At 65.2% G+C, this 26,357-nt stretch carries 28 protein-coding genes; 6 read left to right on the plus strand and 22 right to left on the minus strand.

All coding sequences use genetic code 11. The features are described 5' to 3' along the window. Window positions 1–444 precede the first annotated feature (444 nt). From FQK05_RS16410 to FQK05_RS16420, 3 genes are all read right to left on the minus strand, one after another. Window positions 445–768 carry a hypothetical protein gene (locus tag FQK05_RS16410; protein WP_158968795.1) on the minus strand — a complete coding sequence of 108 codons (324 nt, stop codon included), beginning with the start codon at window positions 766–768 and terminating at the stop codon, window positions 445–447. Further along, window positions 756–1,046, minus strand: a complete 291-nt coding sequence (locus FQK05_RS16415) for a hypothetical protein (protein ID WP_158968797.1) — start codon at window positions 1,044–1,046, stop codon at window positions 756–758. Before FQK05_RS16415 ends, FQK05_RS16410 begins: the two co-directional genes overlap by 13 nt. Before the next feature lie 66 nt (window positions 1,047–1,112). Next, a complete protein-coding gene (locus tag FQK05_RS16420; protein WP_158968799.1) occupies window positions 1,113–2,036 on the minus strand; it encodes a DMT family transporter in 924 nt (307 codons plus the stop codon). A gap of 248 nt (window positions 2,037–2,284) precedes the next feature. Between FQK05_RS16420 and clcA the strand changes: the two genes are divergently transcribed. After that, entirely contained in the window at window positions 2,285–3,595 is a 1,311-nt protein-coding gene (gene clcA / locus FQK05_RS16425) for a H(+)/Cl(-) exchange transporter ClcA (RefSeq protein ID WP_158968801.1), read from the plus strand. 90 nt (window positions 3,596–3,685) lie between these two features. On the opposite strand, the gene ptsP is transcribed toward clcA, so the two are convergent. From ptsP to FQK05_RS16460, 7 genes are all read right to left on the minus strand, one after another. Beyond that, window positions 3,686–5,872, minus strand: coding sequence for a phosphoenolpyruvate--protein phosphotransferase (gene ptsP / locus FQK05_RS16430; RefSeq protein ID WP_158969247.1), 2,187 nt, complete (start codon window positions 5,870–5,872; stop codon window positions 3,686–3,688). Window positions 5,873–5,983: 111 nt separating this feature from the next. Beyond that, window positions 5,984–7,222, minus strand: a complete 1,239-nt coding sequence (locus tag FQK05_RS16435) for an aspartate kinase (RefSeq protein ID WP_158968803.1) — start codon at window positions 7,220–7,222, stop codon at window positions 5,984–5,986. A 70-nt stretch (window positions 7,223–7,292) separates the two neighbouring features. Then, window positions 7,293–7,949 (minus strand): SDR family oxidoreductase, encoded by a 657-nt coding sequence (locus tag FQK05_RS16440; RefSeq protein ID WP_158968805.1) that lies wholly within the window; start codon window positions 7,947–7,949, stop codon window positions 7,293–7,295. Between the two features lie 2 nt (window positions 7,950–7,951). After that, a complete protein-coding gene (locus FQK05_RS16445; RefSeq protein ID WP_158968807.1) occupies window positions 7,952–8,383 on the minus strand; it encodes a DUF1178 family protein in 432 nt (143 codons plus the stop codon). 118 nt (window positions 8,384–8,501) lie between these two features. After that, on the minus strand, window positions 8,502–8,942 hold the full coding sequence (locus tag FQK05_RS16450; RefSeq protein ID WP_233270544.1) for an NUDIX hydrolase: 441 nt from the start codon (window positions 8,940–8,942) through the stop codon (window positions 8,502–8,504). 200 nt (window positions 8,943–9,142) lie between these two features. Then, window positions 9,143–9,913 carry an EcsC family protein gene (locus tag FQK05_RS16455; RefSeq protein WP_158968809.1) on the minus strand — a complete coding sequence of 257 codons (771 nt, stop codon included), beginning with the start codon at window positions 9,911–9,913 and terminating at the stop codon, window positions 9,143–9,145. Between the two features lie 60 nt (window positions 9,914–9,973). Next, a complete protein-coding gene (locus tag FQK05_RS16460) occupies window positions 9,974–10,444 on the minus strand; it encodes a GNAT family N-acetyltransferase (RefSeq protein WP_158969251.1) in 471 nt (156 codons plus the stop codon). A 103-nt stretch (window positions 10,445–10,547) separates the two neighbouring features. Here FQK05_RS16460 and FQK05_RS16465 point away from each other — a divergent pair, with 103 nt between their 5' ends. Both FQK05_RS16465 and FQK05_RS16470 read left to right on the plus strand, forming a co-directional pair. Beyond that, entirely contained in the window at window positions 10,548–11,183 is a 636-nt protein-coding gene (locus FQK05_RS16465) for a flavin reductase family protein (RefSeq protein ID WP_158968811.1), read from the plus strand. A 21-nt stretch (window positions 11,184–11,204) separates the two neighbouring features. Beyond that, the gene (locus FQK05_RS16470) at window positions 11,205–12,083 is read left to right on the plus strand and encodes an S-methyl-5'-thioadenosine phosphorylase (RefSeq protein ID WP_158968813.1); all 879 of its coding nucleotides are present in this window, start codon (window positions 11,205–11,207) and stop codon (window positions 12,081–12,083) included. Between the two features lie 21 nt (window positions 12,084–12,104). On the opposite strand, the gene FQK05_RS25905 is transcribed toward FQK05_RS16470, so the two are convergent. Continuing rightward, the gene (locus FQK05_RS25905; RefSeq protein WP_199252693.1) at window positions 12,105–12,275 is read right to left on the minus strand and encodes a hypothetical protein; all 171 of its coding nucleotides are present in this window, start codon (window positions 12,273–12,275) and stop codon (window positions 12,105–12,107) included. A 230-nt stretch (window positions 12,276–12,505) separates the two neighbouring features. Here FQK05_RS25905 and FQK05_RS16475 point away from each other — a divergent pair, with 230 nt between their 5' ends. Then, window positions 12,506–13,045 carry an adenine phosphoribosyltransferase gene (locus FQK05_RS16475; protein WP_158968815.1) on the plus strand — a complete coding sequence of 180 codons (540 nt, stop codon included), beginning with the start codon at window positions 12,506–12,508 and terminating at the stop codon, window positions 13,043–13,045. Window positions 13,046–13,201: 156 nt separating this feature from the next. Here the strand turns inward: FQK05_RS16475 and FQK05_RS16480 are convergent, their stop codons facing one another. The 11 genes from FQK05_RS16480 to coxB all read right to left on the minus strand — a co-directional run bounded on the left by FQK05_RS16480 (window position 13,202) and on the right by coxB (window position 23,189). Continuing rightward, complete coding sequence (locus tag FQK05_RS16480; protein ID WP_158968817.1) at window positions 13,202–14,626, minus strand: FAD-binding oxidoreductase; 1,425 nt, start codon at window positions 14,624–14,626, stop codon at window positions 13,202–13,204. Window positions 14,627–14,667: 41 nt separating this feature from the next. Further along, a complete protein-coding gene (locus FQK05_RS16485; protein WP_158968819.1) occupies window positions 14,668–15,498 on the minus strand; it encodes an MBL fold metallo-hydrolase in 831 nt (276 codons plus the stop codon). Window positions 15,499–15,628: 130 nt separating this feature from the next. Next, window positions 15,629–16,213 (minus strand): GNAT family N-acetyltransferase, encoded by a 585-nt coding sequence (locus tag FQK05_RS16490; protein WP_158968821.1) that lies wholly within the window; start codon window positions 16,211–16,213, stop codon window positions 15,629–15,631. After that, window positions 16,213–17,475, minus strand: coding sequence for a M16 family metallopeptidase (locus FQK05_RS16495; protein WP_158968823.1), 1,263 nt, complete (start codon window positions 17,473–17,475; stop codon window positions 16,213–16,215). The genes FQK05_RS16490 and FQK05_RS16495 overlap by 1 nt, the downstream gene beginning before the upstream one ends. Before the next feature lie 7 nt (window positions 17,476–17,482). Beyond that, window positions 17,483–18,874, minus strand: a complete 1,392-nt coding sequence (gene thrC, locus FQK05_RS16500; RefSeq protein ID WP_158968825.1) for a threonine synthase — start codon at window positions 18,872–18,874, stop codon at window positions 17,483–17,485. Then, window positions 18,871–19,554 (minus strand): SURF1 family protein, encoded by a 684-nt coding sequence (locus FQK05_RS16505; RefSeq protein WP_158968827.1) that lies wholly within the window; start codon window positions 19,552–19,554, stop codon window positions 18,871–18,873. Before FQK05_RS16505 ends, thrC begins: the two co-directional genes overlap by 4 nt. Before the next feature lie 78 nt (window positions 19,555–19,632). After that, on the minus strand, window positions 19,633–20,448 hold the full coding sequence (locus tag FQK05_RS16510) for a cytochrome c oxidase subunit 3 (RefSeq protein ID WP_158968829.1): 816 nt from the start codon (window positions 20,446–20,448) through the stop codon (window positions 19,633–19,635). Between the two features lie 42 nt (window positions 20,449–20,490). Further along, on the minus strand, window positions 20,491–21,084 hold the full coding sequence (locus FQK05_RS16515) for a cytochrome c oxidase assembly protein (RefSeq protein ID WP_233270545.1): 594 nt from the start codon (window positions 21,082–21,084) through the stop codon (window positions 20,491–20,493). Further along, entirely contained in the window at window positions 21,081–21,245 is a 165-nt protein-coding gene (locus tag FQK05_RS25910; RefSeq protein WP_199252694.1) for a hypothetical protein, read from the minus strand. The genes FQK05_RS16515 and FQK05_RS25910 overlap by 4 nt, the downstream gene beginning before the upstream one ends. Beyond that, complete coding sequence (cyoE, locus tag FQK05_RS16520) at window positions 21,242–22,204, minus strand: heme o synthase (protein WP_158968831.1); 963 nt, start codon at window positions 22,202–22,204, stop codon at window positions 21,242–21,244. The genes FQK05_RS25910 and cyoE overlap by 4 nt, the downstream gene beginning before the upstream one ends. Window positions 22,205–22,346: 142 nt before the next feature. Further along, window positions 22,347–23,189, minus strand: a complete 843-nt coding sequence (coxB, locus tag FQK05_RS16525; RefSeq protein ID WP_158968833.1) for a cytochrome c oxidase subunit II — start codon at window positions 23,187–23,189, stop codon at window positions 22,347–22,349. Window positions 23,190–23,453: 264 nt separating this feature from the next. On the opposite strand from coxB, the gene tldD reads away from it, so the two are divergent. Next, complete coding sequence (gene tldD / locus FQK05_RS16530) at window positions 23,454–24,881, plus strand: metalloprotease TldD (RefSeq protein ID WP_158968835.1); 1,428 nt, start codon at window positions 23,454–23,456, stop codon at window positions 24,879–24,881. 254 nt (window positions 24,882–25,135) lie between these two features. Continuing rightward, entirely contained in the window at window positions 25,136–26,308 is a 1,173-nt protein-coding gene (gene dprA, locus FQK05_RS16535) for a DNA-processing protein DprA (protein ID WP_158968837.1), read from the plus strand. Window positions 26,309–26,357 lie beyond the last annotated feature (49 nt).

Raw genomic sequence — 26,357 nt, forward strand, 5'->3', positions numbered from 1 at the left:
CCCTGACCGCCGCCGGGGCGTTGCGGCTGTCGGTCGGCATGACCGTCTATCGGGGACGGCTGGTCGGCGCCGGGCACCTGACGCTGAATGCGGCGGTTCTGCTTGTGGCCGAGGTCGTGGCAACCGGCGGGCCGGCACTCGGCTGCGAAAGGGTGGCATCCAAAAGCTCCGCGCAGCTCCGCAGAATATCATTCGGCCGAAACGCAAGATCCGGCAGCCCCTACCCGGGCCCTACCCGGGACTATGCCCTGAAACGCGCCGGCAGGTCGCCGCATTTCGGTTGGGCAATCGCGCCGAGCCATGCGGTCCCACCCGCCAACACATGCTCTGGCGGGTCCATGACGCGATGCGCATGATGCACCAACCCGGGACGAAATCACGTGTCTGCCGGGCTGGCAGGATCCGGTCGGACAAGCTGGCCGCAGGCAACCGGCGGACGTGGATCTACTGGGACACCGTGCCGGTGTTCACCGTGGTCGATGCCGTCGTACCCGGCATCAGGATCTGCGATCCAACGCCATTCCGGGTGGTCTTGGTCCAAGGCGTATTGCCGTCCCAGACGCCTTCAGCGCGGCGGTTCTCGGCCATGATGTGCCCGATCTCGGAACACATGGCATAGTCCCCATCCATGCACTGAAGCTTCATATCCCGAAGCTCGCCGGACAGCCCCGGGGTGCCTCGCCCGAACCCGCCCTCACATGCAGCCAGCGACATGACGGCCATGGACACGGCACCCAACATGCCGATGCGAAGGGTCACTTTCTGCATTTCTCAGGTCTCCTTGGCCTGTCTTCCGAACTTGATACCACAAAACGTTGCCCGACTTTGCGCCAGTACCCTTGGAATGCCAAGCCCGGACGAGTCAAGAAGATTGCGCGCCATGTCCAATTGAACACGTTTTCGGGCCGATTCTGGGCGATCCATTCACGAAGAGCGCCGACAATCCGCCCCATAACGGCCACTAATGGCATCGGCGTGACAAAGGTCGCCGTTTTCGGGAATATCACCGCGGCGATATCGCCAGGGGTGTTCGCCACCTCGATCACCGCCTGTTCCCAGGCCGTAACCTTCAGGGCAGGCAGCCCCCCCGGCAACCGGCCCCAGGGGTCGGATCAGGCCCCGCGGGCGCGGTTTTCCCGCCACATGATCACGCCACCCGCGACGACGATCAGCAAGACGCCCGGGAACAGCTTTTCGACCGGGAACTCTCCGAACACGATCCAGCCGACCAGGAAGGCGGTCAGAAGGCTGAAATAGGTGAAGGGCGCCAGCACCGCTGCAGCCGCCATCCGGTAGGCCAGCATCATGATCAGGACCCCGGTCCCGCCGATGATGCCCATGGCAAGGACCAGCGCCAAGTCAACCCAGCCGCGAATGGGCGAAAATTCGGTCGTGAATCCGGCCAGGATCACCGCCCCCACCGCTGCCGCGGCGGAGGAATAGAGGTAGATCATGGCGTTCGACGTTTCCGGCGTGAACTTGCGGACCGTGACCATGGAAAAGGCATAACAGGCCGCCGCCAGGATCGGCAGCAGCGCATACCACGAAAAGGCATCGCTGCCGGGCTTCAGGATCATCAGCGCGCCGGCAAATCCCAGGCCTACCGCCAGCCAGCGCCAGGGCCCGACCTTTTCCCCCAGGACGACGATGGACAGCAGCACCACGAAAACGGCATTGATCTGCGACAGGGCCGACACGGTCGCGATCTCCAGCACCGCCAGCGCGCCGTAAAAACTCCATTGAGCGCAGGCCACGGCGATGCCGCGCAGGATGGCCAGCGGCCATTGTTCGATCCGGAAGGCGCCTTTGCGAAAGCTCAGTTCGCCAGTGTAGACCAGCAGCGCCAGGCTGGGCAGGACCCCCACCACGTTGCGATAGGCCGAGAGCTCGGCGGGCGAGTAATGATCCGACAGGATCCGCACCAGGATCGACATCGCGTCGAAGCACAGGATCGCGCCAAGCAGCAGCGCCACGGCCTTGGCCACCTGGGTGCCATGCTCGGTCAGGGTGCCGGCACCCGCGCTGCCCGTCGTCATCTTCTCGTCCTGACATGAATGCCCGGACAGGTCGTGTCCGACCTGGCGATCAAATCGAAGGACCGGTGCCGGCGCAAGCACGGATATCCGCCGCTGCCGGATTACCCAAGCGGCATGCGGCAACGCGTGGTGGCCGCGCACCAGCCGACCGTTTTAACCGGCACCCGGCAGCGCTTGCGCTTGAGAGCATGGACACCGCCACGCTAGGCCTGTGACGTGATTACGATTTCCGACCGGAGACATTGCCCATGGCCGATCGCCCCGACGCAGAACCGAAGGAGACGCGGCTTCAGACCTTTGTCTTCTTCTTCCTCATCATCGGTGTCGGCATCGCCACCGGCAGCGTTGCCTCGGCCCTGCATGCCGCACTGGATCTGATGTCCAATCTCCGGACCTACCTGGACACGCATGATACGCTGATCGGGCTTCCCACCTGGGTCGTGGCCGTGGCCGGGGCCGCCACCATGACGACGCTGGGCACCTGGATCGTGCGGACCTTCGCGCCCGATGCCGCGGGCAGCGGCATTCCCGAGATCATTCAGGCCCTGGCCACCGACGGCAAGCTGAACTGGCGCCGGATCCTGCCGGTGAAATTCGGGGCCGGCGTGCTGGGCATCGGTTCAGGCCTCGTCCTGGGCCGCGAGGGGCCGACGATCCACCTGGGCGGTGCCATGGCCGCGATGATTGCCGAGCTCTCGAAGATGAACCACCGCAACACGCTGGCCGCCATCACAGCGGGTGCCGGGGCCGGCCTGGCCGCGGCCTTCAACGCGCCGCTGGCCGGCATCATCTTCGTGACCGAGGAGATGCGCCGCGTCTTCGACTTCCGCTTCCGTTCGTTCCAGTCGGTGATCCTGGCCTGTGTCGTGGCCACGATGGTCAGCGACCAGCTGTTCTCCAGCGGCCCAATCCTGGACATCCCGCACTACAGCGACCCGGCCATCCTGAAGATGTGCCTGTTCCTGCCGCTGGGGATCTTCCTCGGCGCCTTCGGCGTGGTGCTGAACGCGGGCATCGTGAACCGGGTGAAGGTCTTCGGGAACCTGCCGCAAAAGGTCCCCTATCTCTGGGCTGCGGTCGTAGGCGGGGCGGCCGGTGCCTTCGTGGTCATGACCCCCAGCTATACTGGCGGGGGCGAAAAGCTGGTCGTGACCGACATCGTACTGCACCCCGGGGCGATGACGCTGCTGATCCTGTTCCTGTCACGCAGCCTGATGCTGATGGCCAGCTATTCGGCCGGTACGCCCGGCGGCCTTTTCGCGCCGATGCTGTCCATCGGCACCGCCATCGGCCTTCTCTACGGCGTGCTGCTGTCCAAGCTGGGCATCATCACCGACATTCCGCCCGGCGTCTTCGCCGTGGCCGGCATGGGCGCACTCTTCGCCGCCATGGTCCGCGCGCCCCTGACCGGCATCGTCATCGTGGTCGAGATGACGGGGGCCACCGACCTGATCCTGTCGATCATGACGACATCGATCCTGGCCACCTTCACTGCCGAAGGCCTTGGCGGCAAACCGATCTATGCCCAGCTGGGCAAAGGCAAGATCCCGGAAGAATGACGGGGTGTGGGGGCAAGCCCCCCACGCAAGGGGAACGGGGGGCGGCGGCCCCCCGCTTTCCCGGCCGACGCGGCACGCGGCGCAATGCGATCAGTCCGTATCCCGCAGATATTTCAGGATCGCCGGCCGCACCGATTGTTCGCCCGTTTCCCGGGCCTCGGCAATGATATCCGCCACCTGTCCCAGATCCGACCGCAGCAGCAGGCTTTTCACCGGACCGATGGAGGCCGGGCGCATCGACAGCGTCCGCAGCCCGATGGCAGCCAGGCACAGGGCCTCCAGCGGCCGGCCCGCATCCTCGCCGCAGAAGCTCAGCGGCGTGTCGCTCTCCTCGCAGCGGCGCACGATCTGTTCCAGAATGCCCAGGAAACTGACGTTCAGCGTGTCGTAGCGCCGGCGCACCCGCTCGTTCTCACGGTCGGCGGCAAAGAAGAACTGCTTCAGATCGTTGCCGCCGATCGACAGGAACCCGACCTCGTCAAAGAACTTCTGCGGCGCAAAGGCCAGCGAGGGCGTCTCCAGCATCGCGCCGACCTCCAGAGAGGACGGCAGCGGGTGGCCCAGGATCTTCTCTCGTTCGATGGCCTTGTCGACCTCGGCCTTGGCGGCGCGGTATTCCTCGAACTGGGCGACGAAGGGGAACATGATCGTCAGCGGCCCGCCAGCGGCTGCGCGCAGCAGCGCCTGCAGCTGCATCCGCAGCACTCCCGGCTTGTCGAGCCCCACGCGGATCGCCCGCCAGCCCAGCGCCGGGTTCGGTTCGTCGGTGGCCTTCATATAGGGCAGGACCTTGTCCGACCCGATGTCCAGCGTCCGGAACACGACCCGCTTGCCGCCCGCCGATTCCAGTACACGCGCATAAAGCGCCGACAGTTCCGACCGGCGGGGCATCTGGTTGCGGACCAGGAACTGCAGTTCGGTCCGAAACAGGCCCACACCTTCTGCCCCCGAACTGTCCAGCGACGGCAGATCCGCCATCAGGCCCGCATTCATCATCAGCGTCACGCGCTGTCCGTCCCGCGTCACCGCCGGTTCGTGCCGGATCGAGGAATAGCGCTTCTGCGCCTGGGCCTGCATCGCGATCTTGTCGCGGAAGGCGGTCGCCACCGTCTCGTCGGGGCGCAGATGCGCGGCGCCCCGGTCGCCGTCGACCAGGATGTGATCGCCGTTCAGGGCCTCGGTCGTGATGCGTTCGGCGTGGACGATCAGCGGGATCGCCAGCGCGCGGGCGATCACGGCGGCATGGCTGCCGACCGATCCGTCTTCCAGCACGATGCCGCGCAGGGTCCGCCCGTACTCCAGCAATTCGCCCGGGCCGATGTTCCGCGCGATCAGGATCGGGTCGCCCGGCATCTCGGCCCCCGTCGCCTGGCCCTGCCCGGTCAGCAGCCGCAACAGCCGGTTCGACAGGTCGTCAAGGTCGGACAGCCGTTCCCGCAGATAGGCATCCGCCACCCGCATCATGCGCGTCCGCGCCTCGGACTGTTCCTTTTCCACCGCCGCTTCGGCACTCAGGCCGCGGCTGATGTCGCCTTCCATCCGCCGGATCCAGCCCTTGGAATTGGCGAACATCCGATAGGTTTCCAGAACCTGACGGTGGTCCTTGTCGGTGGTGCCGGCCATTTCCAGCATCCGGTCGACATCACCACGCAGACGTTCGACCGCCGTATGCAGCCGCTCGGTCTCGCGCGTGGGGTCCTCGGCCACCGGGTTCGTCACAACCACGCGGGGTTCGTGCAGCCATACATGACCTTCGGCGGCCCCTTCCTGCGCCGCAGTCCCCTTGATCATGACCGATTGCTGGTGCAGGCGTGCCAGCGCCTTTTCCTCGCCCACGAAGGCGCCCAGCTCGGTCATCTCGGCGATGACCATGGCCACCACTTCCAGACCATAGACCTCGTCCGCGGAATAGGTCCGCGCATCGCGGGACTGGACGACCAGCACGCCCAGCACCTGCCCCAGGCGCTGGATCGGGATGCCCAGGAACGAGGAATAACGTTCCTCGCCCGTCTCCGGCATGTAACGGAAATTGGGTTCCGCCGGCGCATTCGGCGTGTTCACCGCGGAACCGGTCCGCGCGACCCGGCCCACCAGGCCCTCGCCCAGCCGCATGCGGGTCTTGTGCACCGCCTCCGGCTTCAGGCCCTCGGTTGCACAAAGTTCCAGCGTATCCTCGTCGCGGAACAGGTAGACCGAGCACACCTCGGTCCCCATGCTGTCCGCGATCAGATGCGTGATCATGTCCAGCCGCGCCTGGCCGGCGGCCTCGCTCGCCATGACGTCGCGCAGCCGCCGCAGAAGCTTGCGGCTTTCGGTCTCGAAACGATCCGGTGTCACGGCGCTGAAAAGCCCCTCACTGTCGTTCGGTGGGGCGCGGTGCCGATAACCCTAGTCCGCGCGCTCCAGTTCGAAGGCATCATGCAGGGCCTGCACTGCAAGTTCCATGTATTTCCGATCGATGAGCACGGAAATCTTGATCTCCGAGGTCGTGATGACCTTGATGTTGATGCCTTCCTGGCTCAACACGCGGAACATTTTGGCAGCCACGCCCGATTGCGAGCGCATGCCGATCCCCACGACCGACACCTTCGCCACCCCGTCATCGACCACCAGGTCGGCATAGCCCAGGACGCCATCGGCGCGGGCCTTGTCCAGCGCGTGTTCGGCGCGCTTCACCTCGTTGGTGGGGCACGAGAAGGTCATGTCGGTGCGTTCGTCCTCGGCGATGTTCTGGACGATCATGTCGACCAGCACACCGGCATCCGACAGCGTCCCGAAGATCGAAGCCGCCACGCCGGGCCGGTCGTCCACGCCGATCAGGGTCAGCTTCGCTTCCTCGCGCGAAAAGGCCACGCCAGCCACAACCTTGGATTCCATGATTTCCTCCTCGTCGCAGACCAGCGTCCCCGCGGTGTCGGACGGTTCCTCGAAGCTGGAGAGCACCCGCAGCTTCACTTTGTAACGCATTGCCAGTTCGACGGACCGGGTCTGCAGCACCTTGGCGCCCAGCGAGGCCAGTTCCAGCATCTCCTCGAAGGCGATACGGTCCAGCTTGCGGGCCTTGGCGCAGATCCGCGGATCTGTGGTGTAGACGCCGTCGACATCGGTGTAGATGTCACAGCGTTCCGCACCGAAGGCGGCGGCAAAGGCCACCGCGGTCGTGTCGCTGCCGCCCCGTCCCAGCGTGGTGATGCGACCTTCGGCCGACACGCCCTGGAAACCGGCCACGACGGCCACGCGCATGCCTTCGGCGAACTTGGTCGTGATGCCTTCGGTGCCGATCTCCTCGATCCGGGCGACCGAATGGGCGGACGTCGTCTTCACCGGCACCTGCCAGCCCTGCCAGCTGCGCGCCGGCACGTCCATTTCCTGAAGCGTCAGCGCCATCAGCCCGGCGGTCACGTTCTCGCCCGACGATACGACGGCATCGTATTCCCGCGCATCGAACAGGGGCGACGTCTCGTTCACCCAGCCCACAAGCTCGTTCGTCTTGCCGGACATGGCCGAGACGATGACGATGACGTCATAGCCCTTGGCCACCTCGACGCCCACGCGTTTCGCCGCCCGCCGAATCCGGTCGAGATTGGCAACGGAAGTGCCACCGAATTTCATGACGAGAACGGGCATGGTCTTGGCCTTAGCTTGGTCGAAAATACCGGGGCCGTTTACGCCCAACCCACCCGGGGTGCAAGGAGTGTCAGAAGGGGACGGGCGTGCCGTCCCAGGTCTGGAAACAGCCTGTCGTCTCGGGGCCCAGCGCCGCGAACCGGTCGAAAAGCCCGGTCGCGGCCTGATCGACCGTGATATCGGCACTGCTGCCGCCCATGTCGGTTCGCACCCAACCGGGATGGTAGATCCCGACGGAAATGCCTTCGGCTTTCAGGTCCTGCGCCAGATTCCGGCCCAGGTTCAGCGCCGCAGCCTTGGACGCGCGATAGATATAGCTGCCGCCCGGCGCCCGCTGGTCAGAGCCCATGGCGGAGGAGATGATGGCGATCCGTGCGCCCCCTGCCCGCCGCAGCGCCGGCAGCAGCGCCTGCACGGTCAGGAAGACGCCGGTCACGTTCACCGCAAACGTATCGGCCCACATCTGCCCGGGAAAGCCGCCCTGCAACGGCTGCCCCTTGTCCAGGTAGATGCCCGCATTGCAGACCAGCAGGTCCACACCGGTCTCGCCCAGGCGGGTTTCGACTTCTTCCGCGAAGGTCGCGAAGGCGGCCGGATTGGCCACGTCCAGCGTGAAATCGCAGGATCCGTCGCGGGCGGTGCCCAGCACGGAATGACCGTTCGCGGCACAGGTCCGCGCCAGCGCCGCACCGATCCCCCGGTTGGCGCCCGTGATCAGGGTCTGCATGGTCAGTTTGCCTTTCGCGTCGGCATGAAGGGCAAGGGGGCGACGGGCACGCCATCCTCGATCAGTTTGCGCGCCTCGTCATGGCGCGCCTCGCCATAAATCGACCGGTGCGGGGTCTCACCCTCGTGCATGGCACGCGCTTCGTCCGCGAAGCTCAGCCCCACGTATTCCGAGTTTTTTTCCACCTCGCGGCGCAGTTCTGCGATCGCCTTCTCCATCTCGGATTGCGGCTCGGCCAGGTCGCGCCGGGGCTTGGCAGCCTCTTTCTTGGGGGCCGAGACGGACGGCGCCATCAACGCCTTGGTCACATTGCTGTCGCCGCACATGCTGCATTCGACCAGCCCGGCCCCAAGCAGCTTGTCGAAAGCCGAAGCCGACTGGAACCAGCTTTCGAAATCATGGCCTTGGCTGCACTTCAGGGCGTATCGGATCATTGTCCACTCCAGCGGGATCGCCCCGGAAGAAGGCCGATCACCGGCCGTTTCAAAGGACACTCCAATAGATATCCACGGTCCGGCGCCGGTCAAGATCTCCGCAGGGCGTGACGCGCTGTCAGCTGCGCGAGGTCGGATCGAAATTCTTCAGGATGCGGCGCAGCTGCTTTTCGCCCACCTTCTCGGCGGCCTTGCGAAGCGAAAACCATTTGCGGCGGCGCTGGCCTTCTTCCGGGTAATCGTCCGACATCTTCTGGACCTTCAGCGGATAGACGGAAATCCGGCACTGGATATCGGCCTCGCCCTGGTCCTTCACGTAATCGAAGCTGCCCAGGCTTTCGTCATGAACCTTGCCTTTGACGCCCGCCTCTTCCCAGGCTTCCTGTTGTGCAGTTTCGGCGGGCGACCGATCTTCCATCGGCCAGCCCTTGGGCAGAATCCATCGGCCGGTCCCCCGGGAGGTGACCAGCAGAACCTCGGGCTTGCCTCTCACCATCCGATAGCAGAGGGCAGAGAACTGTGTGGAATTCGTCGTCGGCATTTCAGTTCTGACCTTCACGGGGTCTTCGTTACCCATCTTCAAACTCAGTGCACCATACTCGGTAAAAATAAAGTAAATGTATAGTTGTCGGCCAGCGGCAACCTGGTCAAGTAACGAATTCCGCACAGTTTTGTTCCCGTGAACGACCGAAACGTTCGAACACTGCCCGAAAAAGATCCACCGGCGATTTCAGAGCTCTGGAACAGGCAATTAAGGGGTCAGCGCGAAGATGCCCTCAGCTTGTCCACGAAGTTATCCACAATTTCGCTGTGCGAAATATCGGCTTCTATGGACAGGCGTCGCAGGGCAAAGCCCACATGCGCCATCTCCTGATAGTAGCGGGCGTAGATGAAGTTCGTGGCCGCCCCGGTCGCTGCCCCCAGCACCGGCACGGTGCGGGTCGCCAGTTTGCGACCCATGGCTTCGGAAAACCGCGGCAGCACGCGCGAGACCAGGGATTGAACCGCCGATCCGGTCAATGTCAGACGCGCGGAATAGAAGCCGGCATCGGCACCGTCGTCCTCGGCCAGGGGGCCGGCATCTGCCAGGATCCGGACACAGTCGAACTGAACCGCCTCGGAGGCGGGGTCGAAGCCGTGCTGTACGGCCACCCCCTGGATGGAGCGCAGGAACATCGTGGTCGTGGCCGGAAGCTCGATCAGGGCGGTGGAGAGGCCACCGATGCCGCCGGCAGCGCCCATGGCGGCAGCGGCCAGAGCATTGGTGCGGGGCGACTTGTCCGGAACGGCGCGTCGGCTGAAATGCGCGGCTTTCATCGAACTGCGCAGCGCGGCCTCGGTGATCGCGCCCATCCGGTCGCGCACGCCGTCGGGCAATCGGTCGATCAGCGTCTCGGCCTTCAGGCCAAGCGCGTTCAACATCAGAAGGCCCGGCCCGGACGCGCCACGATATCGGTCGGCCAGCAAGGCCAGTTGCGACTGGACAAGGGCGTCGTTGACTTCCGGTCTTTGGATCAGGGCCTGGGACATGGTTTCTCTCCTGCCCTTTTACTTGGGGCGTCCGGCCGTGGGATCAATGGCGGGGCCGTGTCAGGCCCAGCGTTCGACCGGCCCCGCGATACCCTTCCACGCCCCCGGCACCAGTTCATGGCCCAGCACCCGGTCGGGGTTCGTCGGCGGCGGCATGGTGACATCGGCCAGCCGGGTGAAGCCGAACCGGCTGTAGTATGGCGCATCGCCCACCAGCATCACGCGCTCCCACCCGTCGTCCTGAGCGATGGCCAGACTGTCGATGATCAGCGCGCCGCCCAACCCTTCGGACTGGTGGGTCGGGTGGACGGCAACAGGGCCCAGAAGCAGGGCCGGCACACCGCCGGCCCGAATCGGCCAATAGCGGATCGCACCGGCGACCTGCCCCGTTTCGTCCCGGGACAGGCGGCACAGCCGCGCCACCGGCGGAACGCCATCGCGCAACCGGTACGAGGAAAGCGCCTCGCGCCCCGGTGCGAAACAGGTATCGTAAAGTGCCTCGACCTCCCACCAGTCGGCCTTGGTTTCCATCTGAAATGCCAACGGTGGCCTGCCTTCTTTCCAGCGTCGTCCTTTGCGGTGGCGTCCGCCCTATCATGGCGCTACCCCTTGGGCAAACAGCAGGAGTTGCCACATGTTCTATCGGCCCGAAGACGGACACGGACTGCCGCATAACCCGTTCAACGCCATCGTGACGCCCCGGCCCATTGCCTGGATTTCCACCCAGGACAGGAACGGTGTCGCGAACCTGGCGCCCTATTCCTTCTTCACGGCAATGTCCTATGTCCCGCCCCAGATCGCCTTCGGCAATACCAGCGCCAAGGGCGATCAGGACCACACCAAGGACACCGTCGCCAATATCCGCGAGACCGGCGTCTTCTGCGTGAACATCGTCGAATACGCCATGCGCGACGCGATGAACCGCAGTTCGGAAACCCTGCCCAAGGACGTAGACGAATTCGAGATCGCGGGCGTGACCAAAGCCGCCTGTTCGGTCATCGACTGCCCCCGCGTCGAAGGTGTGCCGGCATCGCTGGAATGCCGGATGACCCACATCATCGACACGCTGGGCGACGCCAACCAGGTCGTCCTGGCCGAGGTGGTGGGCGTTCACCTGCGCGACGACTGCCTGCGGGACGGGATCTTCGACATCCTGACCTTCCAGCCGTTGTCCCGCCTTGGCTATCGCGACTATACCAAGGTCAGCGAAACCTTCTCGATCACGCGGCCGGACGAGGCCAGGGCGGATCAGGAGAAACAGAAGAAGTAACCGGGTCTGATGGAGGCCAGCATGACGGAAACCGTGATCGGTGTGATCGGCGGGTCGGGTGTCTATGACATCGACGGACTGGAAGGCGCGACCTGGACCGAAGTTCAGAGCCCCTGGGGCACACCGTCGGACCTTCTGCTGGTGGGCCGGCTGAATGGCATGAAGATGGTCTTCCTGCCCCGCCATGGCCGCGGCCATGTCTACAGCCCGACCACTGTGCCCTACCGCGCCAATATCGACGCGCTGAAGCGGCTGGGCGTGACCGACGTGGTCAGCATTTCCGCCTGCGGGTCCTTCCGCGAGGAGATGGCGCCGGGCGATTTCGTCATCGTCGACCAGTTCATCGACCGCACCTTCGCGCGGGAAAAGAGCTTTTTCGGCACAGGATGCGTGGCCCATGTCAGCGTCGCGCACCCGACCTGCCCCCGCCTGAGCGAGGCCTGCGCTACCGCTGCGCTGGCCGCCGGCATAACCGTCCACAAGGGCGGCACCTATCTGGCGATGGAGGGGCCGCAGTTCTCGTCCATCGCGGAATCCAAGATGTACCGGGAAAGCTGGGGCGCCGACGTGATCGGCATGACCAACATGCCCGAAGCCAAATTGGCCCGTGAGGCAGAGCTTTGCTATGCTTCAGTCGCGATGATCACCGATTTCGACAGCTGGCACCCGGATCACGGGGCGGTCGACATCAACACGATCGTGGCCACGCTGACGGGCAACGCCGAAAAGGGCCGTGCGCTGGTCGCCGGTCTGCCGCAGCTTCTGGACGCCGAACGGGCGCCCTGCCCCCATGGCTGCGACCGCGCGCTGGACTTTGCCATCCTGACGGCCCCGGACAAGCGGGACCCGGCGCTGCTGGCGAAACTGGATGCGGTTGCGGGGCGGGTGCTTAACGCCTGACAACGGCACCCGGGCACGGCGCTACTTCTTGCCGTTCTTCTTAAGGAAGCTGCGAATGAAGGCCCGGATTTCCCGGGCCGCGCTCGTGTCCATCTCCTTGCAGAGATCGACGAAGGCATCCCGTTCGGACTTGTCGAGCCGAAGAACCAGCTGGCTGTTCTTCTTGCCGGATTTCACGTCTTTCTTGGTCACGTCACTGCTGTCCTGGTCGGGCGCCAAAGGCTGTGGCCGAGTTGATATAGAATTGGAAGTCAATGTCGATAGCGCTCGGGCAATGGTGGCACAGCCTTTGAATATACAGAAAAGGCCTTGAGCGGAATGCGTTTTTCTTCGGTGCCGTTCTGGCCGGTGCAGCATGCTTGCCTGCATGCAGCGCATGTGTCACACCCGTGCGGGCCTCAGATTGCAAGGGTAGCGGCGCCATGACCAAACCGACCTCTGTCCGGGACTACGTGCGGACCATCGTAGACTTCCCGCATGAAGGTATCATGTTCCGCGACGTGACCACGCTGTTCGGCGATGCGCGCGGGTTCCGCATGGCCATCGACCAGCTGCTGCACCCCTATGCGGGCATGCGGATCGACAAGGTCGCAGGGCTGGAGGCCCGCGGCTTCATTCTGGGCGGCGCAATCGCCCACCAGTTGAGCGTGGGCTTCGTGCCGGTGCGCAAGAAGGGCAAGCTGCCGGCGGCGACCGTCAGCCAGGAATACAAGCTGGAATATGGCGAGGCGGTGCTGGAGATCCATTCCGACGCGATCCAGCCGGGCGAGCGCGTTCTGGTGGTCGACGACCTTCTGGCCACCGGCGGTACGGCCGAGGCCGGTGTGCAGTTGATCGAACGGCTGGGCGGCGAGATCGTCAGCTGTGCCTTCGTGATCGAGCTGCCCGAACTGGGCGGCCGCAAGGTGCTGGAAGCGATGGGCATGGACGTCCACGCGCTGTGCGCCTTCGAAGGACACTAAGCTTCGGTCCCTGTCAAAGAAAAACGCCGAACAGATGTCCCACCCGGCCACAGGCCGGGTAATGGCCGACCCGCCCCCGCCGTTCAGGCGGGAGGGCTGCCGCTACCCGTCTTTCTGCAGCATCTGCCGTCACGCGGCCGCGGAACCGTGCTCGGGTCAGGCCCGCAGCACCGCGCCGGGGTTCATGATCCCCACCGGGTCCAGCGCGGCCTTGATCGCCCGCATCGCGGCCAGTTTCACCGGGTCGCCATAGCGTTCCAGTTCCCCCACCTTCAGTCGACCGATCCCGTGTTCGGCACTGATCGATCCGTCCATCTCGGCCACCAGGTCATGCACCGCCTCGGTCAGGGCCTGCTTCCGGTCGGCATAGTCGGCCCGGGTGCGCCCCGGCACGGGAAAGAAGTTGTAGTGCAGGTTCCCGTCGCCCAGATGGCCGAAGCAGTTGATCCGCACGTCCGCGATGGCCGCCGCCCGCTGGGGCATCCGGTCGATGAATTCCGGCACCCGCGACAACGGCAGGGCGATGTCGTGGCTGGCAATGGCGCCGATCAGGCGGTTGGCCTCGGGGATGTTCTCGCGGACGTTCCAGATGTCCATCCGCTGTGCCTCGGACTGGGCGATGATACCGTCCGACACCAGCTCGCGTTCCGCCGCTTCCTCGAAGAGGTCGGCCAGTGCCGCGACAGGATCCATGCCGCGGGCCAGGCCGATCTCGATCAGAACCTGCCATTCGGGCTGCTCCGCGAAGGGCTGACGCAGTTCCGGCAACTTCTCCGACAGGAATTCCAGCCCCTGCCGGTGGATCAGTTCGAAGGTCGACACCATTTCGCCCAACCGGTCGCGGGCCAGCGACAGAAGGTCCAGCGCCGCACGCGGATCCGGGACGACCAGCGCGGCCGTCCCGATCTCGGCCGGGATCGGCGACAGCTTCAGGGCGGCCGCGGTGATCACCCCCAGCGTGCCTTCGGCCCCGCACAGAAGATCGCGCAGGTCATAGCCAGTATTGTCCTTCCGTAGCCGCCGCAGCCCGTGCCAGATCGATCCGTCGGGCAGCACGGCTTCCAGCCCCAGGCACAGTTCCCGCGCCGTGCCATAGCGCAGGACGTTCACGCCGCCGGCATTGGTCGACAGGTTACCACCGATCCGGGCCGACCCTTCGGCGGCCAGCGACAGCGGGAACAGCCGGTCCGCGTCCCGCGCCGCCGCCTGCACGTCGGCCAGTATGGCCCCGGCCTCGGCGATCAGCACGTTCTCTTCCGGGAAGATGCCACGGATGGCAGTCATGCGTTCCATCGACAGGATCAGGGGCGACGGACATTCCGCCGCTTCGGGTGCGACCTGGGCACCGACAAGGCCCGTGCCCCCGCCATAAGGGATCACCCCCACCCGCGCCCCGGCCGCCGCCTTTATGATGGCAGACACGTCCTCGACCGTCCGCGGCAACGCCAGGAGGCCGGCCGCACCGGCATAGTGGCCGCGGGGTTCATCCAGGTAGCGGGGTTCGACGGGGCGCAGCACGTCCTTGCCCACACGCGTTTCCAGCGCAGCGGCAAAGGTGGCATCGGCGGGTTTCAGTTTCATGTGCAATGCATGCCGAAGCCCGGCCCCCCCGGCAAGTCCTGTCAGTCGGAGTCGCGCAGGTAGGACGGCATCAGCACCACCACCGTCGGCCGCCTGGGCAGAGTCCGGAGCGAGACCTCGTAATCCGATCGCCCGGTCAGGTCGATCTCGAACTCCTGCTCCATCCCGTCCAGAAACAGCCGCAGCGCGTAGGAGGAAAACCAGTGGCTGGGGATCACGACCGAGGATCTCAGCCGCTGCAGCACCTGCACCATTTCCGGCAGAGGCATGGTCATACCGCCATCGACCGGCGCAATCACCACGTCCAGCCGCCCCAGCGCCGCGAACTGCTGGTCGTTCGGCACGTGATGCAGGTGGCCCAGATGGCCGATGCACAGGCCCCCCACCTCGAAGACGAAGATGGAATTGCCGTCCTCCTCGACCCCGCCATAGGGCGAGCGGATGTCTGTCGTTACATTCCTGACCAGCATTTCGCCTAGGTCCAGGTTGTGGTCGATGCCTTCGCCGAAGGGGCCCCAGCCGGGCAGGACATGGGGGATCGCCGGATCGGGCGCATTGGTCCAATGCGAATCATGGGCGTGGTTCATCGTGACCACGTCCGGCACAAGCGGGGTCGTCCCGATGAAGCCGGTATAGTCCGTCACTGCGTTCAACCCGCCGGGCGTCTGGATCAGGAAGGACGCATGCGCGATGTAGTGGATCCGGACGGTGTAGTCGTCGGGCAGCGGATCGGTCCAGGCCGCCTTGTAAAGATATTCGATCCCCGGTGCCGCATCGGCAATGGCGATGCAATGGCTGGGACGTCTGGACTGCGCGTCCGCCACGGCCGGCGCGGCCAGCACGCCGAGGGCTGCAAGAAGCAGGCGATACATCGTCAACACTCCCCGGGGTTTTCCGGGAAGGGTACAATCGGTGCCCCAAGGCGCAAAGCACAACGGCGCCCCGGGCAGTCACGGTCGCGTGTACGGACCCGTCGCTCCGGAAATGCGCATGGGCCGTGGCCTAGCCTGCGTCGGTGCGGCCGCGCCGGTCCATCCGCAGCGCGGAATAAAGCACATGGGTCCGCCAGCGCCCGTTGATCTGCAGATAGGACTGCGCCACCCCTTCGTACTTGAACCCAGCCAGTTCCAAGAGCCCGCGAGAGGCCGCGTTTTCCGGCAGGCAGGCCGCCTCGATCCGCGACAGATCGAGCCTTGTGAAGGCGCAATGGACCACCGCCCCGATCGCCTCGCGCATATAGCCCTGGCGGGCAAAGCGCTGGCCGGTCCAATAGCCCAGCGTCCCGGCCTGGGCCGGTCCGCGGCGGATATTGTCCAGCGTGATCGCGCCCAGCAGCGCCTCGTCCGACCGTCGGATCAGGAACAGCGGCACCGCCGTCCCGGCCGCGACCGACCGTTGCGACCAGTAGACCCGGTTGGTGAACGCCTTCCGGCTAAGATGATCCGCCGCCCAGGCAGGTTCCCAGGGCGTCAGGTAATCCTTGCTTTCGCGGCGCAGCGCCGTCCAGTCGCGATAGTCGGAGTGAATTGGCGGCCTGAGGGTGAGACGCTCGGTCTCAAGTCTCAGCTTCCGTTTGGCCAGCAGCATCAGGCAGCACGCCTCTCCTGCAGTTCGGAGAGAGTCGGCGCGCCCTTGATCGGTCCGTACAACGCCAGCGCTGCCGGCGCGTCCTGCGCGACATGTTCGGCAAAATGCCGGACATCGCCGGTGGTGACCGCGTCGATCCGGGCAATCGTATCTTCCAGCGGCGGCACGCGGTCCCAGATCTGCACCAGCCGCGCCAGACGTTCGGCGCGGGACGACGGGCTTTCCAGCCCCATCAGCAGGCCGGCCTTCATCTGGACGCGGGCGCGGGCCACTTCTTCCGGGCTCATGTCGGATGCGGCGCGCTTCATTTCATCGAAGGTGATGTTGGCCAGCTCTCCGATCTGTTCGGCCGAGGTGCCGGCATAGATCGTCGTGGTGCCCGTATCGGCATAGGCGCCGGCCTGGGCAAAGATCGTATAGCACAGGCCGCGGCTTTCGCGGATTTCCTGGAACAGGCGGCTCGACATGCCGCCGCCCAGGGCGCTGGCATAGATCTGCGCGGTATAGATCGCATCGTCCCGGTAGCCCGGGCTTTCGAAGGCCAGCGCGAAATGGGCCTGTTCCAGCTTTTTGTTGCGGCGGAATTCGCCGCCGGTGAAGCGGGCCGGGATCACCACGTTCTCGGTGCCGGGCTTCAGGTGGCCGAACATTTCTTCCGCCATCTTCATCAGCTGATCGTGATCCACGGCGCCGGCTGCTGCCAGGATCATCCGTTCGGGCCGGTAATGTTCCGACACGAAGGTCGACAGGTCTTCGCGGTTGAAGGCGCTGACCCGTTCGGACGGGCCCAGAATCGGCCGGCCCAGCGGCTGGTCGCGATAGCTTTCCTCCTGCAGCCAGTCGAAGATCACGTCGTCGGGCGTGTCGTTGGCCTGGCCGATCTCCTGCAGGATCACGCCGCGCTCGACCTCAATCTCGCGCTTGTCGAAGACCGGGTTCAGGACGATGTCGCCGATCACGTCCAGCGCCAGCGCAACGTCCTGTTCCAGGACACGCGCGTAATACGCCGTGACCTCGCGGCTGGTATAGGCGTTGATATAGCCGCCCACATCCTCGATGGCCTCGGCGATCTGCAGCGCGGTGCGCCGCTCGGTCCCCTTGAAGGCCATATGCTCAAGGAAATGAGCTATGCCGTTCTGTTCGACGCGTTCATGCCGGCCGCCCGCCGTCACCCAGATGCCGATGGCCGCGGATTGAAGGCCGGGCATGTTCTCGCTGACGATGCGAAATCCGTTGGCGAGTTGGTCTTGCTGTACTGTCACGTAGGCGTCACCCGGAAATCCGGTCCCTGATAAGCGTCTCGATGGCACCAAGATCGTTGTCGACCCGGGTCAACCGTTCCGATCTGTCATACAGGTCTGCCATCCGCGGGGGAAGAGGCGGATGCACGCCCGCGGCCGCTTCGACCGCCGCCGGGAACTTGGCCGGATGGGCCGTGGCCAGCGTGATCATCGGCACCTCCGGCACCCGCAGTTCAGAAGCGACCTTCACCGCCACGGCGGAGTGCGGGCACAGCAGTTCGCCGGTAGCCTTCAGCGCGGCACTGATCGTGGCCGAAGTCTCGTCCTCGCTGGCGCGACCCGAGGCATAGCTATCGTGCAGCACGTCCAGTACGCCCTGCGACAGGTCGAACCCGCCCTTGGTCTGCAGGTCCTCCATCAGTTGGCTGACGGCCTTGCCGTCCCGGTCATAGGCCAGGAACAGGGCACGTTCGAAGTTGGAGCTGACCTGGATGTCCATCGACGGACTGATCGACGGCAGGACGGTGCCCTTGTGATAGCCCCTGCCCGTCAGGCAGCGGTGCAGGATGTCGTTCTGGTTGGTGGCTACCACCAGCTTGTCGATGGGCAGGCCCATGCGGCGGGCGATGTCGCCCGCGAAGACATCGCCGAAATTGCCGGTGGGCACCGTGAAGCTGACCTTGCGGTGCGGCGCGCCCAGGCTGACGGCCGAGGTGAAGTAATAGACCACCTGCGCCATCACCCGCGCCCAGTTGATCGAGTTCACGCCGGCCAGCCGTACATCGTCCCGGAAGGCGAAGTCGTTGAACATGTCCTTCACGCGGGCCTGGCAATCGTCGAAATCGCCGGTGACCGATAGGGCATGGACGTTCGTGGCCGTGGGCGTCGTCATCTGGCGCCGCTGCACTTCGGACACGCGGCCATCGGGGAACAGGATGAAGACCTCGACCGCGTCCAGCCCCGCGAAGGCTTCGATGGCGGCAGAGCCGGTATCGCCCGAGGTCGCGCCGACGATGGTCACCCTCTCGCCCCGGCGCTTCAGGGCCACGTCGAACATCTGGCCGATCAGCTGCATGGCGAAGTCCTTGAAGGCCAGCGTCGGCCCGTGGAACAGCTCCAGCAGGAAATGGTTGGGTGCCAGCTGCACCAGTGGCGCGCGGGCCTCGTGTTCGAAGCCGTGATAGGCGCGGGCGATAATCTGGGCGAATTCGTCGTCCGTGAAGGTGTCGCCGACGAAGGGGCGCATGATGCGAAAGGCGGTTTCCTCGTAGGAAAGGCCCGACAGCGCGGCGATTTCGTCATGGGACATCACCGGGATCTCGGCCGGCACGTACAGGCCGCCGTCCCGGGCAAGCCCGGTCAGCATCGCTTCCTCGAAGCTCAGTTCGGGCGCCTGCCCGCGGGTCGAGATGTACTTCATCGGTCCTTGCCTTTGTCTGTCCGCCGGGCCCGTGTCTGCCACAGGAAATATGCCGTCATCGCCACCCAGATCGCTGCAAGCGAGAACCAGGTGATCGCATAGTTCAGGTGATCGTTCGGTATGCCGTCCGTGTCCACAGGGTCTGGTTCAATCCCGGCAGCTGTTGGCGAAGATGCAACGATCAGGATGGGTTCGGTGCCCAGTGCCTGCGCCATCGCCGGCACGTCGCGCGCATACCAGATGTTGCCGGCGGTATCGGGGGCCGGCGTGAACTTGTCGGCCTCGTTCGGCCAGGCCAGGTTTCCGGTGACGGTCATCGGCCCAACGGGCCGGATGTCGTTCTTCGCGCCCGCGGGCACGATGCCCCGGTCGACCATCAGCACGCGCCCGTCTTCCGTGCGGAACGGGGCCACGATGCGATAGGCCGCGCCACCCTGCACGGGGATGAAGACGTCAATCTCGCCCGCCAGGACCTCGCCCTTCTCCGTGACGGGAAGATAGCGGTCGGCCTCGGGGTCCGGGGCCGCCGGGACAGCCACGGGCGCGGCCGAGATGCGGCTTTCGATCTCGGCCAGCATGTTTTCCTTCCAGCCCAGCCGCTGCACCTGCCAGACACCAAGCCGCAGAAGGATCGAGGTTCCGACAAGACCGAACAGCACGATGAAGAACAGGCGTTGCATGGCAGGATTCCAGGAGGTCGGACGGAAAAGGCGCGCGGGGATCCGCGCGCCTTGGATTTTCGCGGTGAGGGACCCCGCTTAGTGCATGACCGCACTGCCCCACAGGTAGACTGCGAAGAACAGGAACAGCCAGACGACATCGACGAAGTGCCAGTACCAAGCCGCCGCTTCGAAGCCGCCGTGCTTGTCGGGCGTGAAGGCGCCGTTGATCGCACGGATCAGGCAGGTGATCAGGAAGATTGTCCCGATCAGGACGTGCAGGCCGTGGAAGCCGGTCGCCATGAAGAAGTTCGAATAGAACTGGTCGCCGCCGAAGGTCCAGCCGTCCTTGGTCAGCAGCAGGTGGTATTCGTAGGCCTGGAAAGCGGTGAAGACGATGCCCAGCGCGATGCCAAGGGCCAGCCCCTGCACCAGCGACTTGCGGTCGTTGTTGTGGACCAGCGCATGGTGCGCCCAGGTCACGGCACAGCCCGACAGCAGCAGCAGCAGCGTGTTCATCAGCGGAATGCTGAGCGGGTCGGCAAAGTGGTAGTGGATCTTGTGATAGACCGTACCCGGGTAGTCGTACATCGGGTAGATGGCGTGCTTGAAGAACGACCAGAACCACGCGAAGAAGAACATCACCTCGGACATGATGAACAGGATGAAGCCGTAGCGCAGACCCAGGCGCACAACGGGCGTGTTGTCGGCGCTTTCGCCTTCTGCAGCCATCTCGCTCCACCAGGCGAACATGGTGTAGAGAACACCGATGAAGCCGATGGCGAAGACGAACCAGTCGATGCCGTGCATCCAAAGGACGCCGCCCGTCATCATGATGAAGGCCGAGATGCCGCCCAGCATGGGCCACATCGACGGCGCAATGATATGGTAGTCGTGGTTCTTAGCGTGAGCCATGGATGTCCCTCACCTCTTGGCGCAGTTCAGGTTCTTTTTGGTTCAGTTCAGGGACGTCTGCGTCCCGGATCCGTTGTCTTCCAGATCGAGCGCGGCCTGGTTTTCGGGCAGGTCGATCTCGTGGAAAGTATAGGACAGCGTTATCGTGTGAACGAACTTGCCGTCCAGATCGTTTAGGATGTCGGGGTCGACGTAAAATGTCACGGGCATCTCGACCCGCTCGCCCGGCTGCAGCACCTGTTCGGTGAAGCAGAAGCATTCGATCTTGGTGAAATAGCCGCCGGCCGCATAGGGCACGACGTTATAGCTGGCCTGACCGGCGACGGGCCGGTCGGTCGGGTTGTACGCCTCGTAGAAGGCCAGTCCGGTTTCGCCCAGCTTCAGCTTCATGGACCGTTCCATGGGCCGGAACTCCCAGGGCATGCCCCGGTCCTTCGATGCGTCGAAGCGGATCGTGATCTCCTGATCCACCACTTCGGACGAGGCGGCCTCGGCCACGGCCGGGGTGCCGCCGAAACCGGTCACCTTGCAGAACAGGTTGTAGGCCGGCACCGCAGCCCAGGCCATGGCGCCCATGAAGACCACGACGCCCACCAGTTTCACCACCGTCTTCTGCTTGGGATCCATGTTCCTCATTTCGCCTCCTGCTGCACCGGTGCCATACCGAAATCGGTGTTGGTCACCTTCACCACAGTCAGCCCGAAAACCAACGCGACAAAGGCGCCAAGCACCAGTCCCACGCCAAGGTTGCGGCCAAAGCGGCGGCGGTGCAGTTCATGAGGTTCGCGAAAGCTCATCCCCAGCCTCCCAGCCCATAGGGCTTCAGCAGTGCCTCGACCATGATCGCCGCGAAATGAGCGAACAGGAAGATCAGCGACAGACGGAAGAACCGACGTTCCACGCGGAAATTGTCGGCCTCGGCCATGGTTTCGTCCCGGCGCCAGATCCGGAAAGCACCGGCCAGGAACAGGGCGTTCAGCACCACGGCGACGGTCAGGTAGATCGGGCCGCCGACCGCGGTGAAGGCGGTGCCGATGGCCAGCACGGCCATCAGCACGGTGTAGACCAGGATATGGATCCGCGTCGCGCGGCGCCCATGGGTCACGGTCAGCATCGGCACGCCGGCATCGTCGTAGTCCGAGCGCATGAACAGTGCCAGCGCCCAGAAATGCGGCGGCGTCCAGATGAACGTCAGCAGGAACATCAACCAGGGTTCGACCGACATCGACCCGGTCGCAGCCAGCCAGCCGATCACAGGCGGGAAGGCCCCGGCGGCACCGCCGATGACAATGTTCTGCGGCGTCGTCCGCTTCAGCCACATGGTGTAGATGACGACGTAGAAGAAGATGGTGAAGGCCAGCATGGCGCCGGCCAGCCAGTTGGTGGCCAGGCCCAGCATCATGACCGACAGACCCGACAGGGTCAGGCCGATGCCCAGCGCCTCTTGCGGCAGGACGTTGCCCTTGGGAATCGGCCGGCCGCGGGTCCGCTTCATCACCGCGTCGATATCGGCGTCCCACCACATGTTCAGCGCGCCCGAGGCGCCGCCGCCCAGGGCGATGAACAGAATCGCGCAGAAACCGATGAAGGGGTGAATCGGGACCGGCGCCGCCACCATGCCGACAAAGGCCGTGAACACGACCAGCGTCATCACACGCGGCTTCAAAAGCGCGAAATAGTCGCCGAACGAGGCCTCTGCCTCGACCGGCCGGCCGGCCGATTGCGCCTGCGCGCTGGAGTAGCCGATGTCGCTCATCGTCGTCCTTCTGTCAGGTCCCGTCCGGGCCCCCCTTTTCCCCTGACCGCCGCGCGGTGGCGACGTCTTTCAGAGGCGGCAAACGCCGGAGGCTTTGATCCCCCGGCGTCACGTCACGTTGTACTGCTGTGCGGCGCCGGGGTCAGTCCGCCGCGGCCACGTCGTAGGATGCCGGGATCCCGGCATATTCTTCCTTCGCGCTGGCCAGCCACTTGGCATACTCTTCCTCGCTGACCACCTTGACGGTGATCGGCATGTAGGCGTGGTCCTTGCCGCACAGTTCCGAACACTGGCCGAAGTAGATGCCTTCCTTCTCGGCTGCGAACCACAGCTGTGCCAGGCGCCCCGGGACACCGTCCTGCTTCACGCCGAAGGCCGGCATCGCCCAGGAATGGATCACGTCCGACCCGGTGACCTGCATCACGATGACCTTGCCGATCGGAACCACAACGGCGGTGTCGGTCGCCAGCAGGTATTCGTCGTCCTGGTAGCCGTTCTTTTCCAGGTCTTCGCGCGCCAGAAGGTAGCTGTCGAAGCCGAAACCTTCGTCCACGTATTCATAGGACCAGTACCACTGGTTGCCGGTCACCTTGATGGTGATGTCGCCGTCCGGGATTTCCTGCTCTTCGAACAGGACCGGCAGCGAGAAGGCGCCGATGAAGACGAGAATCACGATCGGAACCAGCGTCCAGACCATTTCCAGCGGCGTGTTGTGGGTGAACGATGCCGGCTTCGGGTTGGACTTCCGGTTGTAACGAATGGCGATCCACGCCAGCAGACCGACAACCAGGACGCAGATGGCGATCATGATGGCCATCATCATGCCTTCAAGCCACTGCTGATCCTCGGCAATCTTGGTCACCGGCGTCTGGAACCCGGTGCCGCCGTTATGCGGCCGCCCGATCACTTCCAGCCCTTCCTGCGCCCATGCGGGCAGAGCGGAGAGGGCAGCGAGTAGCCCCGAAAGCGTCAGTACATTCTTCATGTTCGGTTCCTGATCGGTTGATCACATATTCTGATCCGTGCGCCGCGCCGCATCGTGCTCCCTCAGCCCGTTCGCGTCGGCCTGGCCCGCGGATCGCTTCGCCACGCTTTGGCACGCCACGCTTTCGGCGCGCGCACCGTTGTCTTTGTTGCAGGTAGAAATCATATTCTGCGAACCAGATAAAGACATATGCTTGCGTCAAACAGACGCTTGCCGCCCCCGCGGCGACCCAACCCAAGCGCCCGCAACGAAAGTTTTCCGCCCATGTCCGATACCGCCGCCCCCTTCCGCCCCTTCGAGGACACCCTGCCGCTGGATGACGCCCTGCGGGTGCTGCAGGACGCGACCAATGGCGCCGATGACGGAGAGATCTTCGCCGAACGCCGCCAGTCCGAGGCGCTGACCTTCGACGACGGACGGCTGAAGACCGCCAGCCACGACATGGGCGAAGGCTTCGGTCTGCGCGCCGTACGGGGCGAGGTGGCCGGATATGCGCATTCGACCGAGATGAGCATCGCATCGCTGCGCCGGGCCGCCGAGACTGCGCGCCTGGCCGTGGGGGCCGGCGGCGGCACGCTGGCCGATGCACCGCGGGCGACCAACCGCAAGCTCTATTCCGGCGAAGCGCCGGATGCCGGCATCCCCTTCCCCGTGAAGGTCGAGACGCTGTCGGAGATCGACGCCTATGCCCGCCGGCTGGACAGGCGCGTGGTGCAGGTGACGGCCTCGCTGGCCGCGGGGTTGCAGGAGGTATCGATTCTGCGCCCCGACGGAACGCTGACGGTGGACAGCCGGCCGATGACCCGGGTGAACGTGTCGGTCATCGTCGAGGAAAACGGCCGCCGCGAGGGCGGGTCCGCCGGCGGTGGCGGGCGCGTGGCGCTGGACGGTCTGATCGAGCCCGCCGACTGGCAGGCCAAGGCGCAGGAGGCGCTGCGCATCGCGCTGGTGAACCTGGGCGCCGAACCGGCGCCGGCGGGCATCATGGAAATCGCGCTTGGGCCGGGCTGGCCGGGGATCCTGCTGCACGAGGCCGTGGGCCACGGACTGGAAGGCGACTTCAACCGCAAGGGCACGTCCGCCTTTGCCGGGTTGATGGGTCAGCAGGTCGCCGCGAAGGGCGTGACCGTCGTCGACGACGGCACCATCCCCGACCGGCGCGGGTCGATCACCGTGGATGACGAGGGCACGCCCTCGAACCGGACTGTGCTGATCGAGGACGGCGTGCTGACCGGGTTCATGCAGGACCGCCAGAACGCACGGTTGATGGGGGTCGAGCCCACGGGCAACGGCCGCCGCCAAAGCTATGCCCATCCGCCGATGCCGCGGATGACCAACACGGTGATGCTGGGCGGCGACGCGAACCCGGGCGATCTGGTGGCGGACATCAAGGACGGCATCTGGGCCGTGGGCTTCGGCGGCGGTCAGGTCGATATCACCAACGGCAAGTTCGTGTTTTCCTGCACCGAGGCGTACCGCGTTAAGAACGGCAAGGTCGGCGCACCGGTCAAGGGCGCCACGCTGATCGGCGACGGCCCGACCTCGCTGATGAAGATCCGCGGCCTGGGCAACGACATGGCGCTGGATCCCGGAATGGGCAATTGCGGCAAGCAGGGTCAGTGGGTGCCCGTGGGCGTGGGCCAGCCCACGGTGCTCATCGACGGGCTGACCGTGGGCGGGTCCGCGGCCTGAGTCGCCCGGACCTGGCCCCCGGCCCCGGGCGCCGGCCTGCCTGCGGAATTCGTGCATAGAATTGTCATTTTTCCGCAGCCGGCGCCCGACCCATCCTTCCGGATATGCAAGATGTCCGGAAGAAATATGATCCAAATCAAACGCATAAAGCGATTCATGGGGAAGTTTTCGCGAATTCGTTGAAAACCGCCGCCAATTTACCACCCGTTAACCTGTCCCGGGCTAAACAAAGGGTGCAACAGGCGGAGCGAAGGATGACTGAGAACCACAGTTCTTCCACTCACCCCCCACTCCCACCCACCACGGAAGAAGATCGGTTTTCCTGGCTTCGCCTGCTGCGCTCCCGCAAGGTCGGTGCGCGCACGTTCCACCGGCTGATTGCGGAACATGGCACGGCGCAGAACGCGCTGGCCGCGTTGCCTGAAATGGCGCGGGACGCTGGGATTGAAGGATATGAAATATGTCCGGCTGGCGTCATCATTGCCGAATTCAAGGCCGCAAAAGCCGCAAAAGCGCGGCTTTTGTGCTTTTCCGACCCTGACTATCCCGCAGCCCTGACAGACATCCCCGACGCGCCGCCGGCGCTTTGGGTAAAGGGCGATACCTCGATCCTGTCGACACCGATGGTGGCCCTTGTGGGCGCACGGAACGCGTCATCGCTGGGGCTGCGCATGGCGCGCGACCTGGCCCGCGGGCTGGGAGAGGCCGGATTCGTCGTCGTGTCGGGCATGGCCCGCGGGATCGATACGGCCGCCCATACCGCCGCACTGGACACCGGAACCGTCGCCGTCCTGGCCGGCGGGGTCGATGTTCTTTATCCGCCGGAAAACACGGACCTGGCGCACCAGATCATGAATGGCGGGCTTTGCATGTCGGAACAGCCTATGGGGCTTAACCCGCTGGCGCGGCACTTCCCGGCGCGCAACCGCATCATCTCCGGGCTCGCCCAGGCGGTCGTGGTGGTGGAAGCCGCGGCGCGGTCCGGCAGCCTGATCACCGCACGCGACGCGCTGGACCAGGGTCGAGAGGTGCTGGCGGTGCCCGGCCACCCAATGGATGCGCGCGCCGCCGGGTGCAATATGCTGATCCGCGACGGCGCCACCCTGATCCGCGACGTGACCGATATACTGGAGGCCCTGCCGGCCCGTCCTACCCGTGCGACACGGCCGCAGCTGCCGCCGCAGGACCCCGTGCGCGAAACTTCGCCACAGGCCGCACCGGCCCGGGACTTCGACGACACCATCGACCTGCACCGCGCGATCCTGTCACGGCTTGGCCCCTCGCCCGTGACCGAGGATCAGCTGATCCGCGACCTGGCCGTCCCGGCCCGGATCGCGGCCCCGGCCCTTGTCGACCTGGAACTTGACGGGCGCATCATGCGGCAGGCAGGCGGGTTGCTGTCCCTGCCCGCGGGGCGCCCGCACTGACCCGATTCCCACCGGCCCCGACCGCGGCGTCCAGCGCTGCACCGGGCCC

This window comes from Chachezhania sediminis (assembly GCF_009765275.1).
Classification (GTDB): Bacteria; Pseudomonadota; Alphaproteobacteria; order Rhodobacterales; family Rhodobacteraceae; genus Chachezhania; species Chachezhania sediminis.

What these genes read in the sequence shown, in the direction of transcription:
- FQK05_RS16410 (WP_158968795.1), bottom strand. Translation starts at nt 768, where the DNA reads ATGCAGAAAGTGACCCTTCGCATCGGCATGTTGGGTGCCGTGTCCATG.
- FQK05_RS16420 (WP_158968799.1), bottom strand. Translation starts at nt 2,036, where the DNA reads ATGACGACGGGCAGCGCGGGTGCCGGCACCCTGACCGAGCATGGCACC.
- clcA (WP_158968801.1), top strand. Translation starts at nt 2,285, where the DNA reads ATGGCCGATCGCCCCGACGCAGAACCGAAGGAGACGCGGCTTCAGACC.
- ptsP (WP_158969247.1), bottom strand. Translation starts at nt 5,872, where the DNA reads ATGGCGAGCGAGGCCGCCGGCCAGGCGCGGCTGGACATGATCACGCAT.
- FQK05_RS16435 (WP_158968803.1), bottom strand. Translation starts at nt 7,222, where the DNA reads ATGCCCGTTCTCGTCATGAAATTCGGTGGCACTTCCGTTGCCAATCTC.
- FQK05_RS16440 (WP_158968805.1), bottom strand. Translation starts at nt 7,949, where the DNA reads ATGCAGACCCTGATCACGGGCGCCAACCGGGGGATCGGTGCGGCGCTG.
- FQK05_RS16445 (WP_158968807.1), bottom strand. Translation starts at nt 8,383, where the DNA reads ATGATCCGATACGCCCTGAAGTGCAGCCAAGGCCATGATTTCGAAAGC.
- FQK05_RS16455 (WP_158968809.1), bottom strand. Translation starts at nt 9,913, where the DNA reads ATGTCCCAGGCCCTGATCCAAAGACCGGAAGTCAACGACGCCCTTGTC.
- FQK05_RS16460 (WP_158969251.1), bottom strand. Translation starts at nt 10,444, where the DNA reads ATGGAAACCAAGGCCGACTGGTGGGAGGTCGAGGCACTTTACGATACC.
- FQK05_RS16465 (WP_158968811.1), top strand. Translation starts at nt 10,548, where the DNA reads ATGTTCTATCGGCCCGAAGACGGACACGGACTGCCGCATAACCCGTTC.
- FQK05_RS16470 (WP_158968813.1), top strand. Translation starts at nt 11,205, where the DNA reads ATGACGGAAACCGTGATCGGTGTGATCGGCGGGTCGGGTGTCTATGAC.
- FQK05_RS16475 (WP_158968815.1), top strand. Translation starts at nt 12,506, where the DNA reads ATGACCAAACCGACCTCTGTCCGGGACTACGTGCGGACCATCGTAGAC.
- FQK05_RS16480 (WP_158968817.1), bottom strand. Translation starts at nt 14,626, where the DNA reads ATGAAACTGAAACCCGCCGATGCCACCTTTGCCGCTGCGCTGGAAACG.
- FQK05_RS16485 (WP_158968819.1), bottom strand. Translation starts at nt 15,498, where the DNA reads ATGTATCGCCTGCTTCTTGCAGCCCTCGGCGTGCTGGCCGCGCCGGCC.
- FQK05_RS16490 (WP_158968821.1), bottom strand. Translation starts at nt 16,213, where the DNA reads ATGCTGCTGGCCAAACGGAAGCTGAGACTTGAGACCGAGCGTCTCACC.
- thrC (WP_158968825.1), bottom strand. Translation starts at nt 18,874, where the DNA reads ATGAAGTACATCTCGACCCGCGGGCAGGCGCCCGAACTGAGCTTCGAG.
- FQK05_RS16505 (WP_158968827.1), bottom strand. Translation starts at nt 19,554, where the DNA reads ATGCAACGCCTGTTCTTCATCGTGCTGTTCGGTCTTGTCGGAACCTCG.
- FQK05_RS16510 (WP_158968829.1), bottom strand. Translation starts at nt 20,448, where the DNA reads ATGGCTCACGCTAAGAACCACGACTACCATATCATTGCGCCGTCGATG.
- FQK05_RS16515 (WP_233270545.1), bottom strand. Translation starts at nt 21,084, where the DNA reads ATGAGGAACATGGATCCCAAGCAGAAGACGGTGGTGAAACTGGTGGGC.
- FQK05_RS25910 (WP_199252694.1), bottom strand. Translation starts at nt 21,245, where the DNA reads ATGAGCTTTCGCGAACCTCATGAACTGCACCGCCGCCGCTTTGGCCGC.
- cyoE (WP_158968831.1), bottom strand. Translation starts at nt 22,204, where the DNA reads ATGAGCGACATCGGCTACTCCAGCGCGCAGGCGCAATCGGCCGGCCGG.
- coxB (WP_158968833.1), bottom strand. Translation starts at nt 23,189, where the DNA reads ATGAAGAATGTACTGACGCTTTCGGGGCTACTCGCTGCCCTCTCCGCT.
- tldD (WP_158968835.1), top strand. Translation starts at nt 23,454, where the DNA reads ATGTCCGATACCGCCGCCCCCTTCCGCCCCTTCGAGGACACCCTGCCG.
- dprA (WP_158968837.1), top strand. Translation starts at nt 25,136, where the DNA reads ATGACTGAGAACCACAGTTCTTCCACTCACCCCCCACTCCCACCCACC.